The sequence below is a fragment of the Lactococcus sp. LG1074 genome, assembly GCF_017309525.1.
Taxonomy (GTDB): domain Bacteria; phylum Bacillota; class Bacilli; order Lactobacillales; family Streptococcaceae; genus Lactococcus; species Lactococcus petauri.
The window spans coordinates 1,789,408-1,803,894 of the sequence record NZ_CP071293.1 but is presented as its reverse complement, the minus strand read 5'-3'; the positions used below and the strand labels follow the sequence as shown (position 1 = coordinate 1,803,894).

The following is a 14,487-nucleotide window of genomic DNA, read 5'->3' as shown; positions in this document are numbered from 1 at the left end:
TACAACAAATATATTGGAGAAAATATAATGAAAAAAGTACTCATCACAGGCGCACTCGGACAAATCGGATCAGAATTAACAGAACGTCTTCGTAAAGATCTTGGGGTTGATAATGTTATCGCAACAGATGTACGTGAAGTTGAAGGTAATCCAGTTGTGACTGACGGACATTTTGAAATTTTGGACGTCATGGACCGTGACAAAATGATGGCAATTGCTAAAGATAATGGTGTGGATACAATTATCCACTTGGCTTCACTTCTTTCAGCTGTTGCAGAAGCAAAGCCACAATTTGCTTGGAATTTGAATATGGGTGGTTTGGTTAATGCCTTAGAAACAGCGCGTGAACTTAACCTCCAATACTTCTCACCATCATCTATTGCTGCCTTTGGACCAAGCACTCCAATGGACAACACACCTCAAGTAACTATTCAACGTCCGAATACAATGTACGGTGTGACTAAAGTTTCTATGGAATTGCTTTGTGATTACTACTACACTAAATTTGGTGTTGATACACGTGGTGTACGTTTCCCAGGTTTGATTTCTTATAAAACATTGCCTGGTGGAGGAACGACAGACTATGCTGTAGATATTTATTACGAGGCAATTAAAAATGGTCATTACTCAAGCTTTATCGCTGAAGGAACAAAGATGGATATGATGTACATGCCTGATGCTATCGATGCTATTGTTGACTTGATGAATGCCCCTGCAGACAAATTAGTAAACCGTAACGCTTTTAATATTACTGCGATGAGTTTTGAGCCTGAAGAAATTGCTGCGTCAATCAAAAAATTCATGCCAGACTTTACAATGGATTATGATGTAGATCCAGTCCGTCAAGGTATTGCAGACAGCTGGCCAAACTCTATCGATGCAACTTGTGCCAAAGAAGAATGGGGCTTCAATCCTAAATATGATTTAGATGCAATGACGAAAGAAATGCTTGAAAAACTTACAGAAAAATTAAAAGGCTAAAAACTAAGTTCATCCCATCACAAAATCTAAAATTATGTTAAAATAAGAGAGTAATCGGTTACAAGATTACTCTCTAATGCTGATGTTAGGAGTCAGCATTGTTATTATTAATCTTATCAAAAATTTATCTTTGAAAGAGGAGCTCTTATGGAACAAAAAAATGAAATGAAGCGAACGCTTGGTTTCTTCCCTGCCCTTACAACAGTAATGGGTACGGTTATTGGTGCAGGTGTATTCTTCAAGGCTGGACGAGTTGCGGAACTCACAGGCCAACCAGGATTGCACATATTGGTTTGGATACTTGGTGGTATCATTTCAATTTGTGGGGGATTAACTGCTGCAGAACTTGCTGCTGCTATCCCTGAAACAGGTGGGATGATTCGCTATATTCAACGTGGTTTTGGTAAACGTTGGTCATTTCTCTTAGGTTGGGCACAGTCTATTATCTATTTCCCTGCAAATATTGCAGCACTCTCTGTTGTATTTGGTACACAATTTTTAAATTTGTTTGGGATGAATGTGAGCGCAGCTAACACTGCAATAGTCGGTGTAATTGCAGCAATTACAGTTACCTTAATTAACTTCATTAGTTCTAAAGCTGCGGGAGGCCTTCAGTCCGTTACAACAGTGATTAAGTTAATTCCGATTGCCTTGATTGTTGTTGTTGGGTTACTTCGTCCTGGTGGTGTTGATTTCCAATTGTTTCCTATTACAGCAGGAGAAAACTTATCCTTGGCGTCTGCAATTGGTTCAGGTCTTTTAGCAACTATGTTTGCCTATGACGGTTGGATTTATGCTGGTAATATTGCCGGTGAAATGAAAAACCCTGCTAAACATTTGCCTCGTGCGATTATTCTTGGTATTGTTGCTATCATGTTTGTATATGTCTTTATCAATGCAGCTTATATTCGTACTTTAGGTATTCCAACCTTGATGGAAAATGATCCGAATCTCCCTGCTATTGTTGCCAATACAATTTTTGGTGGTATGGGAGGTAAACTTGTCACAATTGGTATCTTAATTTCTGTTTACGGTACAATTAATGGTTATTCAATGACAGGAATGCGTGCATCATACGCTTTGGCAACAGAGAAATCTTTCCCTTTCTGGAGAACGTTTAAAAAGCTTTCAGCGAGCGGCGTGCCCGTAAACTCAGGTATTCTGCAAGTTGCAATTGCAGCAATCATGTTAGTTGTAACAATGCTTTCAAGCGATGCTTTTGACTTCTTAACAAATATGTTGGTCTTTGTAATTTGGATTTTCTACACTATGGTTTTCATAACGGTCTTTATCTTACGTAAGCGCGAACCAGAATTAGTCCGTCCATATAAAGTACCACTTTATCCAGTTATTCCAATTATTGCAATCATTGGTGGTGTCTTCATCTTAGTCATGACCTTGATTAGTTCAGACTATATGAGTAACCAAGTTCCAGCCTTGGTTGGTGTTGTCTTTACTTTAATTGGTCTTCCTGTATACAACCATCTAGACAAGAAGTACCATCGTTAATATAGAAAAAAACTCCGAGTACGGAGTTTTTCTTTTGGAGCTGGAAGGAGAGCTTATTTTTTATCAGCATTTGCTTTTTAAAGTAAATTTGCTATAATTTGCTTATGAAAAAATTACTGGTATTGATTGACTTTCAAAATGATTTTATAGATGGTTCTTTGGGCACAAAAGAAGCGCAAGCCATTGTTCCAAAGGTTATCGAGAAGTTGGTGTCTTACGCTGAAAATGAACGACTTGCTACACAAGATACACACTTTGAAGATTACCTAACAACTCAAGAAGGACAAAACTTGCCAGTAATTCACTGTCAAAAAGGTACTCAGGGTTGGGAAATACGTAAGGAAGCACAAGTTGGCTTTCAACGTGTGTTCGAAAAAAATATCTTTGGTTCAGTAGAGCTTGCAGAATATATCCGCAATGAGAATGTGGAGCAAGTGGAACTCATTGGTATCTGTACGGATATATGTGTGGTTTCAAATGCTTTATTGATTAAGTCATTTGCTCCAGAAGTAAAAATTACTGTTGATGCCTCATGTTGTGCGGGTGTAACTCCAGAAAGTCATCGTGCAGCTTTAGAAACAATGAAATCTTGTCAAATTAATGTGATTAATGACTAAAAAGAGCAAAAATAGCTCTTTTTTTATTTTTTGGCCTCAACACTATATATAGTGTGCTTTCTTTTGTTTTCATAAAAAATGATACTAGATATAGTGGAAAAAGGAAAATTTATTTGATAGAATAGAAGCACAAGGAATTAAAAAATGGGGGAACGAAACAATGAAAATGGTTGAGGAAAGCACTGTTGTAACAGATCGAGAAATCAGTGTGATTAAGCGTGATGGTCGCTCCGTAAAGTTTGACAGCAGCAAAATTTTTGAGGCGTTGCAAAAAGCTGGGGACGAAATAGTACCTCCGGCTTCAGAGGAGCGTATAGCAGAAATCTGCGATCGTGTAGTGCACGAAATATTCACACGTTTTACGGATAATGTTAAGATTTATGAAATTCAAAGTATTGTGGAACATCTGTTGATGGAACTTGGTGAAACAAAGTGGGCGGAAGTTTACACAACTTATCGCACACAACGTGATCTTGAAAGAAGTAAGGCAACAGACATTAACTTTACCATCGAAAAATTGATCAACAAGGACCAAACGGTTGTCAATGAGAATGCCAACAAGGATAGCGATGTTTTCAATACACAGCGTGATTTAACTGCAGGTGCTGTTTCTAAAGCCATTGGTTTAAAGATGCTCCCTCCTCATGTAGCGAATGCCCACCAAAAAGGGGAAATTCATTATCATGACTTAGATTATTCTCCCTTCACAACGATGTCAAATTGTTGTTTGATTGACTTTAAAAATATGTTTGAAAATGGCTTTAAATTAGGGAATGCTCAAGTAGATTCACCTAAGTCCATTCAAACAGCAACTGCTCAAGCTTCACAAATTATTGCAAATGTAGCTAGCTCACAATACGGCGGCTGTTCATTTGACCGTGCTGATGAAATTTTAGCACCTTATGCAAAATTAAACTATGCGAAGCATTTAAAAGATGCGGAAGAGTGGATTGAGCAACCGGAAAAACGTGAAGCCTATGCTCAAGCAAAAACTAAAAAAGATATCTATGATGCGATGCAATCTTTGGAATATGAAATCAATACGCTTTTTACTTCAAATGGGCAAACACCTTTTGTTACAGTTGGTTTTGGTTTAGGAGAAGACTGGTATGCACGTGAAATCCAAAAAGCTATCCTGAAAGTCCGTATCGGAGGTTTAGGAAAAGAGCATCGTACAGCTATTTTCCCTAAATTAATTTTCACCTTGAAGCGTGGTTTGAATCTTGAAGTCGGTACGCCAAACTATGACATTAAAAACTTGGCACTAGAGTGTGCCACAAAGCGTATGTATCCAGATATCTTGTCTTATGACAAGATTGTCGAGTTAACAGGTTCATTTAAAGCAAGTATGGGATGCCGTAGCTTCCTTCATGGTTGGAAAGATGAAAAGGGCAACGAAGTAACTGCGGGCCGTAATAACCTCGGAGTAGTAACGGTAAACCTTCCACGTATTGCACTTGAAGCGGCAGGCGATAAAGAAAAGTTCTGGGAAATTTTTAATGAACGCATTGCCATTGCTAAGGATGCTTTGGTTTTCCGTGTTAACCGTACAAAAGAAGCCCAACCCAAAAATGCCCCTATACTCTTTATGAATGGGGCCTTGGGTCGCTTGAAAGCTGAAGATTCAGTCGATGAGCTTTATAAAAATGAACGTGCAACAGTTTCCCTTGGCTATATCGGCCTTTATGAAGTTGCAACAAGTTTCTATGGACCAACGTGGGAAAATAACAAGGAAGCAAAAGACTTTACTTTGGAAATCGTAAAACGTATGAACCAAGATTGTAAAGACTGGAGTAAAGAAACCGGTTATCATTTTTCTGTTTACTCTACACCAAGTGAAAGTCTGACAGACCGTTTCTGTCGTATGGATAAGGAGAAATTTGGTTCTGTTGCGGATATCACCGATAAAGATTACTATACGAACAGCTTCCATTATGATGTGCGTAAAAATCCAACTCCATTTGAAAAATTGGAATTTGAAAAAGATTATCCCGTTTATGCCAACGGAGGTTTTATCCACTATGCGGAATATCCAATGATTCAACAAAATCCTCGTGCACTTGAAGCCGTTTGGGACTTTGCTTATGATCGTATCGGCTATTTGGGAACAAATGCACCGATTGACCATTGTTATGAGTGTGGTTTCGAAGGAGACTTTACTGCGACTGAGCGTGGCTTTAAATGTCCCCAATGTGACAATGCTAACCCACAAACATGTGATGTGGTAAAACGAACATGTGGGTACCTAGGTAACCCTCAAGCTCGCCCTATGGTTCATGGCCGTCATAAAGAAATATCAGCGCGTGTCAAACATATGAATGGCTCTGTAGGTGTTCTTGAAGATGGCGAGAGCATTGACAGTGAAGCTGTAGATCATGCAAAGAGCAAGTTTGTAAAATAAAGTAAAAAGTGAATCTTAGGATTCATTTTTTTTTATGAAAAGATAAAAAAGCAGGGACAAATTTAAAATTTTAGTGAAAATTCAAGAATAATATTGACAGTGTTTAAGTTTTATTTTATAATTTTAATGCAACCGCTTTTTTACATTTGTAAAAGGCGCGTAAAAAATTACTTTGTCTTGTCCGCAGAGTGATAAAAAATTTTAAGGAGTAATATGGACACTAAAAAAATTAGATGGTTTACCGTCGCATTTATCGCCTTCAACATGGTTTGGGGCATGGGAAATGTGGTCAATAACTTCGCCCAGCAAGGGATCACAGTTGTTACCTCATGGATTTTGATTTTGGCGCTTTACTTTGTACCTTATGCACTTATTGTTGGGCAGTTAGGCTCAACTTTTAAAGACAGTAAAGGAGGCGTAAGTTCGTGGGTTGAACAAACTTCAACAAAACGTCTTGCCTACTATGCAGCCTGGACATATTGGGTTGTGCATATCCCTTATCTGGCCCAAAAACCTCAAGCAATTTTGATTGCCTTTGGTTGGATTGGTCGTGGAGATGGACAGCTTGTAAGTTTGATGTCTGTTCCGATGGTTGCCATCATTTCATTGATTATTTTCCTTCTCTTCCTCTGGCTTGCAACAAAAGGTTTAAACACGCTTAAAGTTATTGGGGGACTTGCAGGAACAGCAATGTTTGTCATGAGCTTGCTCTTTATCGTGATGGCTGTCAGCGTTCCTTTTATTGCAAAAGACTTTGCAATCGCAACACCAGATATGGGAAATATCAACACGTATATCCCTAAATTTGACTTCAGTTACTTCACAACAATCTCTATGCTAGTCTTTGCGGTTGGTGGGGCAGAAAAAATTTCACCTTATGTCAACCAAATGAAGAGTCCTGCACGTGAGTTTCCAAAAGCAATGTTTATGCTTGCTGCAATGGTCGGTGTCTGTGCCGTTCTTGGCTCAGTTGCGATGGGTATGCTCTTTACAAGTGGTAACTTGCCTGATGACCTCATGGCCAATGGTGCCTATGCTGCCTTTCAAATGCTTGGCGAACACTATGGTATTGGCAATAGCCTGATGTATGTTTATGCCTTTACACAAGGTATCGGTCAAATTGCTGCGCTTGCCTTTTCAATAGATGCGCCATTGCGTATTTTGCTTGCGGATGCAGATGCACAATTTGTTCCAGCTTGGCTACGTAAAACGACTGCCAAAGGAACACTGATCAATGGTTTCGTATTGACAGGAATTTTGGTAAGTATCGTTATTTTGATGCCTTTGCTTGGAATAGGAAACATGAACGAATTGGTCAAATGGCTGACAAACTTAAACTCAGTGGTGATGCCAATGCGCTACATGTGGGTATTCTTCGCCTTTATCATGCTTAATCGTGCGATTAAACACTTTACTTCTGAATACAAATTTATCAAGCAAAAACGCTTGGCGATGTTTGCTGGTATCTGGTGTTTCTTGTTCACTTTAGTAGCATGTGTCCTTGGTATGGTACCAAAAGTAGATTTTGCTGCCGACCCTTCGGCTTGGTGGTTCCAATTGACTTCGAACATTTTGACACCAGTTGTCTTGATTCTTTTAGGGATGCTCCTTCCATTTATTGCGCGTCGTGAGCAAAAAAAATCAAATGATTTAGTCTAAAAAGTAGTATAATAGAATGAGTAGTTTCGGAAGAAATTGCTCATTTTTTGATACGCTACTCTCATTGCCCTAAAGGGTCTAATGAGGAACGTCAAGCTTTATCAGGCTTGTCTGCATGATATCCTCTTCATTGTGATTAAGAGGATGAATTGTGAAATTTTAGATAAAATAGAGATAGGAGTAATGGCAGATGAATAATCCAAAACCACAAGAGTGGCTTGCTGCGGATTTGGAACAGGGCTATGTTTCAGATTATAAGCCTTTCAATTTTGTTGATGGTGAAGGTGTACGTTGCTCGCTTTACTTATCCGGCTGTAAATTCCACTGCGAAGGATGCTATAATCAAGCAACTTGGAATTTCCGTTACGGTAGTCCATATACAAAAGAATTAGAAGAAAGAATCATGGCTGACTTGAGCCAGTCTTATGTTCAGGGATTGACATTACTTGGTGGTGAGCCTTTCCTCAATACTGGCGTTGCTTTACCGCTGGTCAAACGTATACGCGCAGAACTTCCTGAAAAGGATATTTGGTCTTGGACGGGTTATACTTGGGAAGAGCTTCTACAAGAGGATGAAACCAAACTTGAGCTTTTGCGAAATATTGATATACTTGTTGACGGTCGCTTTAAACTCAGTAAGAAAAACTTATTGCTCCAATTTAGAGGCTCTTCAAATCAACGAATTATTGATGTGAAAAAATCCCTCGCTGAGCATCGAGTAGTCATCTGGGAAAAACTTAATGACGGTAAAGCAGCTGTAGAACAAATTCATAAGGAAAAGCTAATATGAAAACTGTGTTAGTAATTTGTGAATCAGGCTATTGGCATGACTTACGTGAAGGACTAGCAGCTGTAGAAATTGGCTTTCTCGGTTTTGACAAGAAAAAACCTAGGCGTTCCGAAATTGACCAATTAGTGGCGCAAGCTGACTTTGTGATGATTCGGAACCTCAATGTCGCTCATGCTTCAGTTCGATTTGCAAAAGAAGCAGCAAAAGCGAGTGATACACCTTTCTGGATAGGCAGTAATTTCGGTGTAGAAAAGATTATTGAAAAGCTTAAGCTTGCCTTTCCGGAAATAAAGTTGTCCGAAAAAACTATGAAGCCAAAAATGCCAAGAAAAAAAAGTCCGCAACAAAAGTTGGCTAATCCTTCTACGAACAATTCTGAAGAAAAGTACCAGCTACCCAAGAAAGCAAAAAATCTTGCCTTAAAATCGGCTCTGAAGGACTTCAAAGTTACTGAAGAGGAAGTTGATTTTGCAAAAATGTTTAAGCCCTGACATCAGGGCTTTTTTGCAAAAATGAGAGATAGCGAAAATGCAAGTCATTTGGTATAATTAGTTTTATGAATAAAATCCTCGAAGTAGAAAATCTAACTTTCAAATATGAAGAAGATCAAGAAGCGCCCACTTTAGATGGGGTATCTTTTGCTGTCCAAGCAGGAGAGTGGGTTTCTATCATTGGTCAAAATGGTTCAGGAAAGTCAACCACAGCTCGTGCTATTGACGGTTTACTTGAAAATGTATCTGGAAATATAAAAATTGACGGACAAATTTTAAGTTCGGAGAACGTTTGGGCACTTCGTCAAAAAATAGGAATGGTTTTCCAAAACCCTGACAATCAATTTGTTGGAGCAACTGTTGAGGACGACGTCGCATTTGGAATGGAAAATCAGGGTATTCCTCGTGAAGAGATGATTTTGCGTGTGGACCAGGCTTTAAAACAAGTCAATATGCTAGAGTTTAAAGGCAAGGAACCTGCACGATTATCTGGTGGACAAAAACAGCGTGTTGCTATTGCAGGGATTATCGCATTGCGTCCAGAAATTATTATTCTTGATGAGGCAACTTCCATGCTTGATCCGACAGGACGTGCTGAAATCATGCGCGTTATCCGTGAAATTAAGGCAGAATATAATCTTACAGTGCTCTCGATTACTCATGACCTTGATGAAGCTACCCTGTCTGATCGTGTATTGGTCATGCGTGCGGGTAAAATTATCAAATCCGCCAAGCCAGAGGAACTTTTTGGTTCTGGTGAGGATATGATTAATATTGGTTTAGATATGCCTTTCACATCGAACTTAGCCGAGGATTTACGAGCGGACTTTAACTTGCCAGAAAAATATTTAAATGAAGAAGAACTGGCAGAACTCTTAGCAGAAAGACTGAGAAAATGATTAAATTTGATAAGGTAAATTTCACTTACCAACCGAATACTCCCTTTGCGAGTCGAGCGCTCTTTGACATCAATTTAGAGGTGGCAGAAGGAAGTTATACTGCCCTTATTGGCCATACAGGTTCAGGGAAATCAACACTATTACAACATCTTAATGGCCTGTTGCAACCTACAGAAGGTAAGGTCAATATTGATGATATTGTCATTCAGGCCAGCAGTAAACAAAAAGAAATCAAGCCAGCACGTAAAAAGGTGGGGGTTGTTTTCCAGTTTCCAGAAAGTCAGCTTTTTGAAGAAACGGTTTTGAAAGATGTTGCTTTTGGTCCACAAAACTTTGGTGTTTCGCAAGAAGAGGCGCTTAAAATTGCGCGTGAAAAGCTCGAGCTTGTCGGTCTAGCAGAAAAAAACTTTGAAAAATCGCCTTTTGAATTATCAGGTGGACAAATGCGCCGTGTTGCCATTGCGGGAATTTTAGCAATGGAACCTAAAGTTTTAGTTCTTGATGAACCCACTGCTGGATTGGATCCCAAAGCCCGTATCGAGATGATGGAGCTCTTTAGTCACCTGCATCAAGAAGGACAGACAGTTGTTTTGGTCACACATAATATGGATGACGTGGCCGAATATGCAGACAAGGTATATCTCTTAGAAAAAGGACGTGTTATTTCATCAGGTAGTCCTCAAGACGTTTTTCAAAATGTTGAATTTTTGATGCAGCATGAGCTTGGTGTACCTAAAACAACAGAATTTGCTGTCAAGTTAGAGCAGCGAGGTGTGGTCTTTGACCGCTTGCCTATCAAACGTCAAGAGTTGATTCAAATGCTGAAGGAGGCGAAAAAGTAGAATGCAAAATATGCTTATGGGACGTTACATCCCTGGAAATTCGCTGATTCATCGTCTGGATCCTCGAAGCAAACTTTTAGTCATGTTTATTTTTGTTATCGTGATTTTCTTTGCACATGACTGGTTAGGCTATTTACTCTTAATTCTTTACACTTTTGCTGGTGTCCTTTTATCAGGAATTTCTATTTCTTATTTCCTTAAAGGTCTAAGACCGATGATTGGCTTGATTTTATTTACAGTTATTTTTCAGATGCTGTTTACACCTGGAGAACATATTATTTTTCAATTTTGGATATTGAAAATATCAACAGAGAGCTTAATTAACGCACTCTATATTTTCTTCCGCTTTGTGTTAATTATCTTTATGTCAACAGTACTCACATTGACCACGCCGCCGCTAACCTTGGCAGATGGTATTGAAACTGGTTTAGCACCTTTGAAGAAAATCAAGGTACCGGTACATGAATTAGGACTTATGCTTTCGATTTCACTTCGCTTTATTCCAACATTGATGGACGATACAACCATGATTATGAATGCCCAAAAGGCAAGAGGTATGGATTTTGGTGAAGGGAATCTCTTGCAAAAAGTCCGCTCGATTATCCCGATATTGATTCCGCTCTTTGTTTCGAGCTTCCGCCGTGCAGAAGATTTAGCAGTTGCCATGGAGTCACGAGGCTATCAAGGAGGCGATGGGCGCAGTAAATATCGTCAGCTCAAATGGTCGAAAAATGATTTTATTTTATTACTGAGTATTTTTATATTGGCTGCTCTCTTACTGTCATGGAATACCTTTAGTCGTTAATTCGCACAGCTACTTTTAGAATAAAAAAACTGAATAATTTCGGTTTTTTTTTGTTTAATTATGAGTTTATTCTTGCATTCGCAAATTTGATTTGCTATAATAATCAAGTAGTTAAAAAACGCACCCGTGGCTCAACTGGATAGAGTACCTGACTACGAATCAGGCGGTTGCAGGTTCGAATCCTGCCGGGTGCATAATAATTAATTCGGGCTTGCCCGTTTTATTATTGTAAAAAATTTTCATACCTTCGGGAAGTAGCTCAGCTTGGTAGAGTACTTGGTTTGGGACCAAGGTGTCGCAGGTTCGAATCCTGTCTTCCCGATTACCGACTAACCCTAACTCATCTTTCGTAGATGAGTTTTTTTGTTGGAAATGAAAACTGAGCCTGTATTGTGGTTGGAGTTAGTGAGTTAAAGAATAGATTCTTTAGAGTCTATTTTTTGTTTTGCTTTGATTTGGTATTAATATTGTCACTCTAGTATCAGGGCGTGCTATATAGAATAAAGCAAATAGGAGATATCAAGAAGTATTGCAATTCTAGAAGTAGCAGTTAAAAAGTTTTTTTGATTTTTTTTGTTATATTTCATATTTTTTTACGGATAATAGTGTGCCATGAATAAAATTTATTGTGAATAGGAGGATGTGAAGTCAACATTGCAGAACAGATCAAAAAATAGTAGAAAACAGACCTTGAGAATAAAAGTACTAACTGAAATGAGGCTTTTTTGAAAAAAAGAATTTTAAAATTTAATCTTGCTATTCTTCTACTCAGCATTTTATTTGGAATGTTTATTTTTCAGGTAGAGCAATATTCAAGAGATAAAGTGACAGACTTTTTTAGATATACGGATAGTTATTCTCCTGTAAAAAAACCTAAAAAAATAACGAATAAAAAAGAGAACGACAGCGCGATTGATATTATAGAAAAAATTTCAAAACAGGAGGGATTATTTACACTCTATAAAGTTGTAGACCAAGGGTACTTTATCAAAGAAGGGATCAATTTTAAGTTCCTAGAAAAAGCAGAGATAACCTTGTATGTACCTCAGACGCATCAAAAAAGCGTGTACAGCCCTCCATTGAGTAAATCAGTCTTAACTATAGACGGTATAGATAATTTAAAAAATAAAAATGAATTTGAGTGGCAAGTTTTTATAAAAACAGAGGATAAAAACAAATATAAAGATACGGTAGAGCAGATTAAAAATACTTATAACAAAGCTTTTGATGAGAACTATACTTACAAAGATTTTGCAGATTTTGAAAAAAGTGAAAGTTATGAATTATCATCGGGTAGGGACATTTACAATATTTCAAGCTATTTAAAGATTGGCATAACCTTTTTTACGGTGATGTTGAGTTTTTGGATTTTTTCAGTTCATAAAAAAATTCATATTTTACGACAAAATGGCTATTCTATCGTAGCGAGTATAAATAACTTTATCGGCAAGGGGTATGCAACTTGTATTTTTGTATCCATTGCTTTACTTACCTATTTATTAGGAAGCATTTCACGCATCTATTGTGTTAATTTTATGATAAATGTTGGACTACTCCTATCCTTTAGTTATATTTGGTTGATGATGCTGGTTTATGTCGTGGAAAAGTTAGGTCGGAGAAAAAAAGAGAGTAAAAATAAAGGAGAAAAGTTATTTATCAACATATTGCCAACAGCGATAAAACTTATTTTTCTGATGATGTTAGTCGTAATACACCTAGATTTAGCAAGGATTATGTATCAAGCCTCCAATATCACCTTTAATAGTGAAGTGCCTAAAAAAATAAGTGAAGATAACTTGGACTAATGTCAAATATTTAGACACAAAATGAGCTATATTTTCTTAAAATAGTTTTCTTCTTTCTGATTTGGAGTTAAACCATTGTTTGCGGAATGAGGATTATAGTTGTTATAAAACTGTTCGATGTATTCAAAGCAAGAGAGTTGAACTTCTTGAATGGAGTGATAAGTTCTTCTGTTTATTTCCCGTTGTTTGAGGTACTTGAAAAAGGCCTCAGTGACAGCATTATCATAAGGATATCCAGGTTTGGAGTAAGAAGCAAGCAATTGATGCTCATCTAATATTTTTCTAAAGGAAGCTGATTTAAATTGGCTACCTTGATCCGAATGAAAAATGATTGGTTCCTTAGGCTTCCTCTTATTTATAGCCATCCCTAATGTGTCACAGGCAAGTTTAGCATCAATCCTGTCACTTACTTTCCAAGCAATACATTTTCTAGAGTAGAGGTCAAGGATGGCGCAGAGATAAACATGCCGTCTATGTCCTATAGAAATATAAGTGAAATCAGTTGTCCATACTTGATTCGGGGACTTAGGATTAAATTCTTGTTTAAGGAGATTATCAGAAGAAAATGCAGGAGAGTGTTTTGATTTAACTCTAGGTTTAATCGTTGACATTTTAGGGAGTGTCATAGACTTGAGAAGTCTTAAGATACGCCCCTCAGAAATATTAACGCCATAATCACGCAGGAGAATGATTTTAAAAGCTCTCGTTCCAATTCTTTTCTTGGCTTTCATATAAATCTCAAGGAGTAATTTTCTCAAGCGTTGATTTTCTATTTCACGTTTTGAGGGCTTCTTGTTTATGAAGTTATAGTAGGTGGAACGATTGACATGTAAAACACGACAGAGCATAACTGTCGTGTGTTCAAATCGGAGTCTATAGACTGCTTTTAATCTCACTTGGAGTTTTGCATGAATATGGCACTTGCTTTTTTTAAGATAAGATTTTCTTCTTCGAGTTGGGCATTCCTTTTTTGTAATTCTTGAATCTGTTTAGCAGTCAAGACCGTATTATCTTCAAGACGAACTTGAGAGTACTGCTTGATCCATTTTGCAAGTGCAGAAGGGGAGACACCATAGTCTTTACAGAGTTCGGATTGAGTTTTACCTGTTTGGTAGAGATTAACGAGAGATTGCTTAAATTCCTCGTCGTAACGTTTAAAACCTGACATAAAAGTCCTTTCATTTTTGTGTCTTAATAGACAGATTATAACACACAATTTTCTGTCCACTTTTATAGTATAGCTCCAAGTCATGATTACTCTGTATTATGGAACAAGTGATATATCGAGTAAACGAGCGAAGAGATGGTTTGAAGAAACTGGAATTGAAGTCCAGATGAAAAAAATAAAAGAGTTGTCTAAAGAAGACCTTTCTCAAATTCTGTCTCTATCTGAAAAGGGTTTTTCAGATATTTTGAAAAATAATATCAGAATGAATACTCAGACTGAGGAGTTGTTGAGAAAATGTAAGGCATTGAGTTTTAATGAAGCTCTTTCCTTTCTTTTAGAACATCGAGAATTATTACGACTTCCCCTTATTTTTGATACGCATAGATTAATGATAGGATTTAATGACGACGAGATACGCCAATTTATTCCCCAAAGCTATCGCAGAATGAAATTGAAAAGTGTACTATTGGAATAATTTGTATTTGATGATAAAAAAGCAAAGTGTGGGTCAAAAATCTGC

At 37.7% G+C, this 14,487-nt stretch carries 12 protein-coding genes, 2 tRNA genes and 1 pseudogene; 14 read left to right on the top strand and 1 reads right to left on the bottom strand.

Translation table 11 applies throughout. From position 1 onward, the window contains the following. The first annotated feature begins 27 nt into the window (after positions 1-27). The 13 genes from J0J36_RS09000 (at position 28) to J0J36_RS08940 (ending at position 12,799) form a co-directional block, all read left to right on the top strand. Positions 28-981: an L-threonine 3-dehydrogenase gene (locus J0J36_RS09000; protein WP_019291514.1), complete on the top strand. Its 954-nt coding sequence runs from the start codon at positions 28-30 to the stop codon at positions 979-981. A gap of 147 nt (positions 982-1,128) precedes the next feature. Next, positions 1,129-2,490 carry an APC family permease gene (locus J0J36_RS08995; RefSeq protein ID WP_153925424.1) on the top strand — a complete coding sequence of 454 codons (1,362 nt, stop codon included), beginning with the start codon at positions 1,129-1,131 and terminating at the stop codon, positions 2,488-2,490. A 104-nt stretch (positions 2,491-2,594) separates the two neighbouring features. Beyond that, positions 2,595-3,107 (top strand): cysteine hydrolase family protein, encoded by a 513-nt coding sequence (locus J0J36_RS08990; protein ID WP_019292590.1) that lies wholly within the window; start codon positions 2,595-2,597, stop codon positions 3,105-3,107. Positions 3,108-3,267: 160 nt separating this feature from the next. After that, the gene (gene nrdD, locus J0J36_RS08985; protein WP_019292589.1) at positions 3,268-5,508 is read left to right on the top strand and encodes an anaerobic ribonucleoside-triphosphate reductase; all 2,241 of its coding nucleotides are present in this window, start codon (positions 3,268-3,270) and stop codon (positions 5,506-5,508) included. A 213-nt stretch (positions 5,509-5,721) separates the two neighbouring features. Then, complete coding sequence (locus J0J36_RS08980; RefSeq protein ID WP_019292588.1) at positions 5,722-7,167, top strand: APC family permease; 1,446 nt, start codon at positions 5,722-5,724, stop codon at positions 7,165-7,167. A gap of 190 nt (positions 7,168-7,357) precedes the next feature. Continuing rightward, on the top strand, positions 7,358-7,957 hold the full coding sequence (gene nrdG / locus J0J36_RS08975; RefSeq protein WP_019292586.1) for an anaerobic ribonucleoside-triphosphate reductase activating protein: 600 nt from the start codon (positions 7,358-7,360) through the stop codon (positions 7,955-7,957). Continuing rightward, complete coding sequence (locus J0J36_RS08970; protein ID WP_019292585.1) at positions 7,954-8,448, top strand: DUF2325 domain-containing protein; 495 nt, start codon at positions 7,954-7,956, stop codon at positions 8,446-8,448. Before nrdG ends, J0J36_RS08970 begins: the two co-directional genes overlap by 4 nt. Positions 8,449-8,513: 65 nt before the next feature. Further along, positions 8,514-9,347 carry an energy-coupling factor ABC transporter ATP-binding protein gene (locus J0J36_RS08965; RefSeq protein ID WP_019292584.1) on the top strand — a complete coding sequence of 278 codons (834 nt, stop codon included), beginning with the start codon at positions 8,514-8,516 and terminating at the stop codon, positions 9,345-9,347. Further along, positions 9,344-10,189 (top strand): energy-coupling factor ABC transporter ATP-binding protein, encoded by an 846-nt coding sequence (locus J0J36_RS08960; protein WP_019292583.1) that lies wholly within the window; start codon positions 9,344-9,346, stop codon positions 10,187-10,189. The genes J0J36_RS08965 and J0J36_RS08960 overlap by 4 nt, the downstream gene beginning before the upstream one ends. 1 nt (position 10,190) lies before the next feature. Beyond that, positions 10,191-10,994, top strand: coding sequence for an energy-coupling factor transporter transmembrane protein EcfT (locus J0J36_RS08955; protein ID WP_019292582.1), 804 nt, complete (start codon positions 10,191-10,193; stop codon positions 10,992-10,994). Between the two features lie 120 nt (positions 10,995-11,114). Beyond that, a tRNA-Arg gene (locus tag J0J36_RS08950) sits at positions 11,115-11,188 on the top strand. 54 nt (positions 11,189-11,242) lie between these two features. After that, positions 11,243-11,316 (top strand) — tRNA-Pro (locus tag J0J36_RS08945). A 403-nt stretch (positions 11,317-11,719) separates the two neighbouring features. Further along, positions 11,720-12,799, top strand: coding sequence for a hypothetical protein (locus tag J0J36_RS08940; RefSeq protein ID WP_242520619.1), 1,080 nt, complete (start codon positions 11,720-11,722; stop codon positions 12,797-12,799). A 10-nt stretch (positions 12,800-12,809) separates the two neighbouring features. On the opposite strand, the pseudogene J0J36_RS08935 reads toward J0J36_RS08940, so the two are convergent. After that, positions 12,810-13,967 (bottom strand): annotated as a pseudogene (locus J0J36_RS08935) (IS3 family transposase). A gap of 82 nt (positions 13,968-14,049) precedes the next feature. Between J0J36_RS08935 and J0J36_RS10620 the strand changes: the two are divergent. Next, entirely contained in the window at positions 14,050-14,442 is a 393-nt protein-coding gene (locus J0J36_RS10620; protein ID WP_242520618.1) for an ArsC/Spx/MgsR family protein, read from the top strand. Positions 14,443-14,487 lie beyond the last annotated feature (45 nt).

Coding starts and splice junctions, on each gene's coding strand:
- J0J36_RS08955 (WP_019292582.1), top strand. CDS start 10,191: ATGCAAAATATGCTTATGGGACGTTACATCCCTGGAAATTCGCTGATT.
- J0J36_RS08960 (WP_019292583.1), top strand. CDS start 9,344: ATGATTAAATTTGATAAGGTAAATTTCACTTACCAACCGAATACTCCC.
- nrdD (WP_019292589.1), top strand. CDS start 3,268: ATGAAAATGGTTGAGGAAAGCACTGTTGTAACAGATCGAGAAATCAGT.
- J0J36_RS08990 (WP_019292590.1), top strand. CDS start 2,595: ATGAAAAAATTACTGGTATTGATTGACTTTCAAAATGATTTTATAGAT.
- J0J36_RS08965 (WP_019292584.1), top strand. CDS start 8,514: ATGAATAAAATCCTCGAAGTAGAAAATCTAACTTTCAAATATGAAGAA.
- J0J36_RS08980 (WP_019292588.1), top strand. CDS start 5,722: ATGGACACTAAAAAAATTAGATGGTTTACCGTCGCATTTATCGCCTTC.
- J0J36_RS08995 (WP_153925424.1), top strand. CDS start 1,129: ATGGAACAAAAAAATGAAATGAAGCGAACGCTTGGTTTCTTCCCTGCC.
- J0J36_RS10620 (WP_242520618.1), top strand. CDS start 14,050: ATGATTACTCTGTATTATGGAACAAGTGATATATCGAGTAAACGAGCG.
- J0J36_RS09000 (WP_019291514.1), top strand. CDS start 28: ATGAAAAAAGTACTCATCACAGGCGCACTCGGACAAATCGGATCAGAA.
- nrdG (WP_019292586.1), top strand. CDS start 7,358: ATGAATAATCCAAAACCACAAGAGTGGCTTGCTGCGGATTTGGAACAG.
- J0J36_RS08970 (WP_019292585.1), top strand. CDS start 7,954: ATGAAAACTGTGTTAGTAATTTGTGAATCAGGCTATTGGCATGACTTA.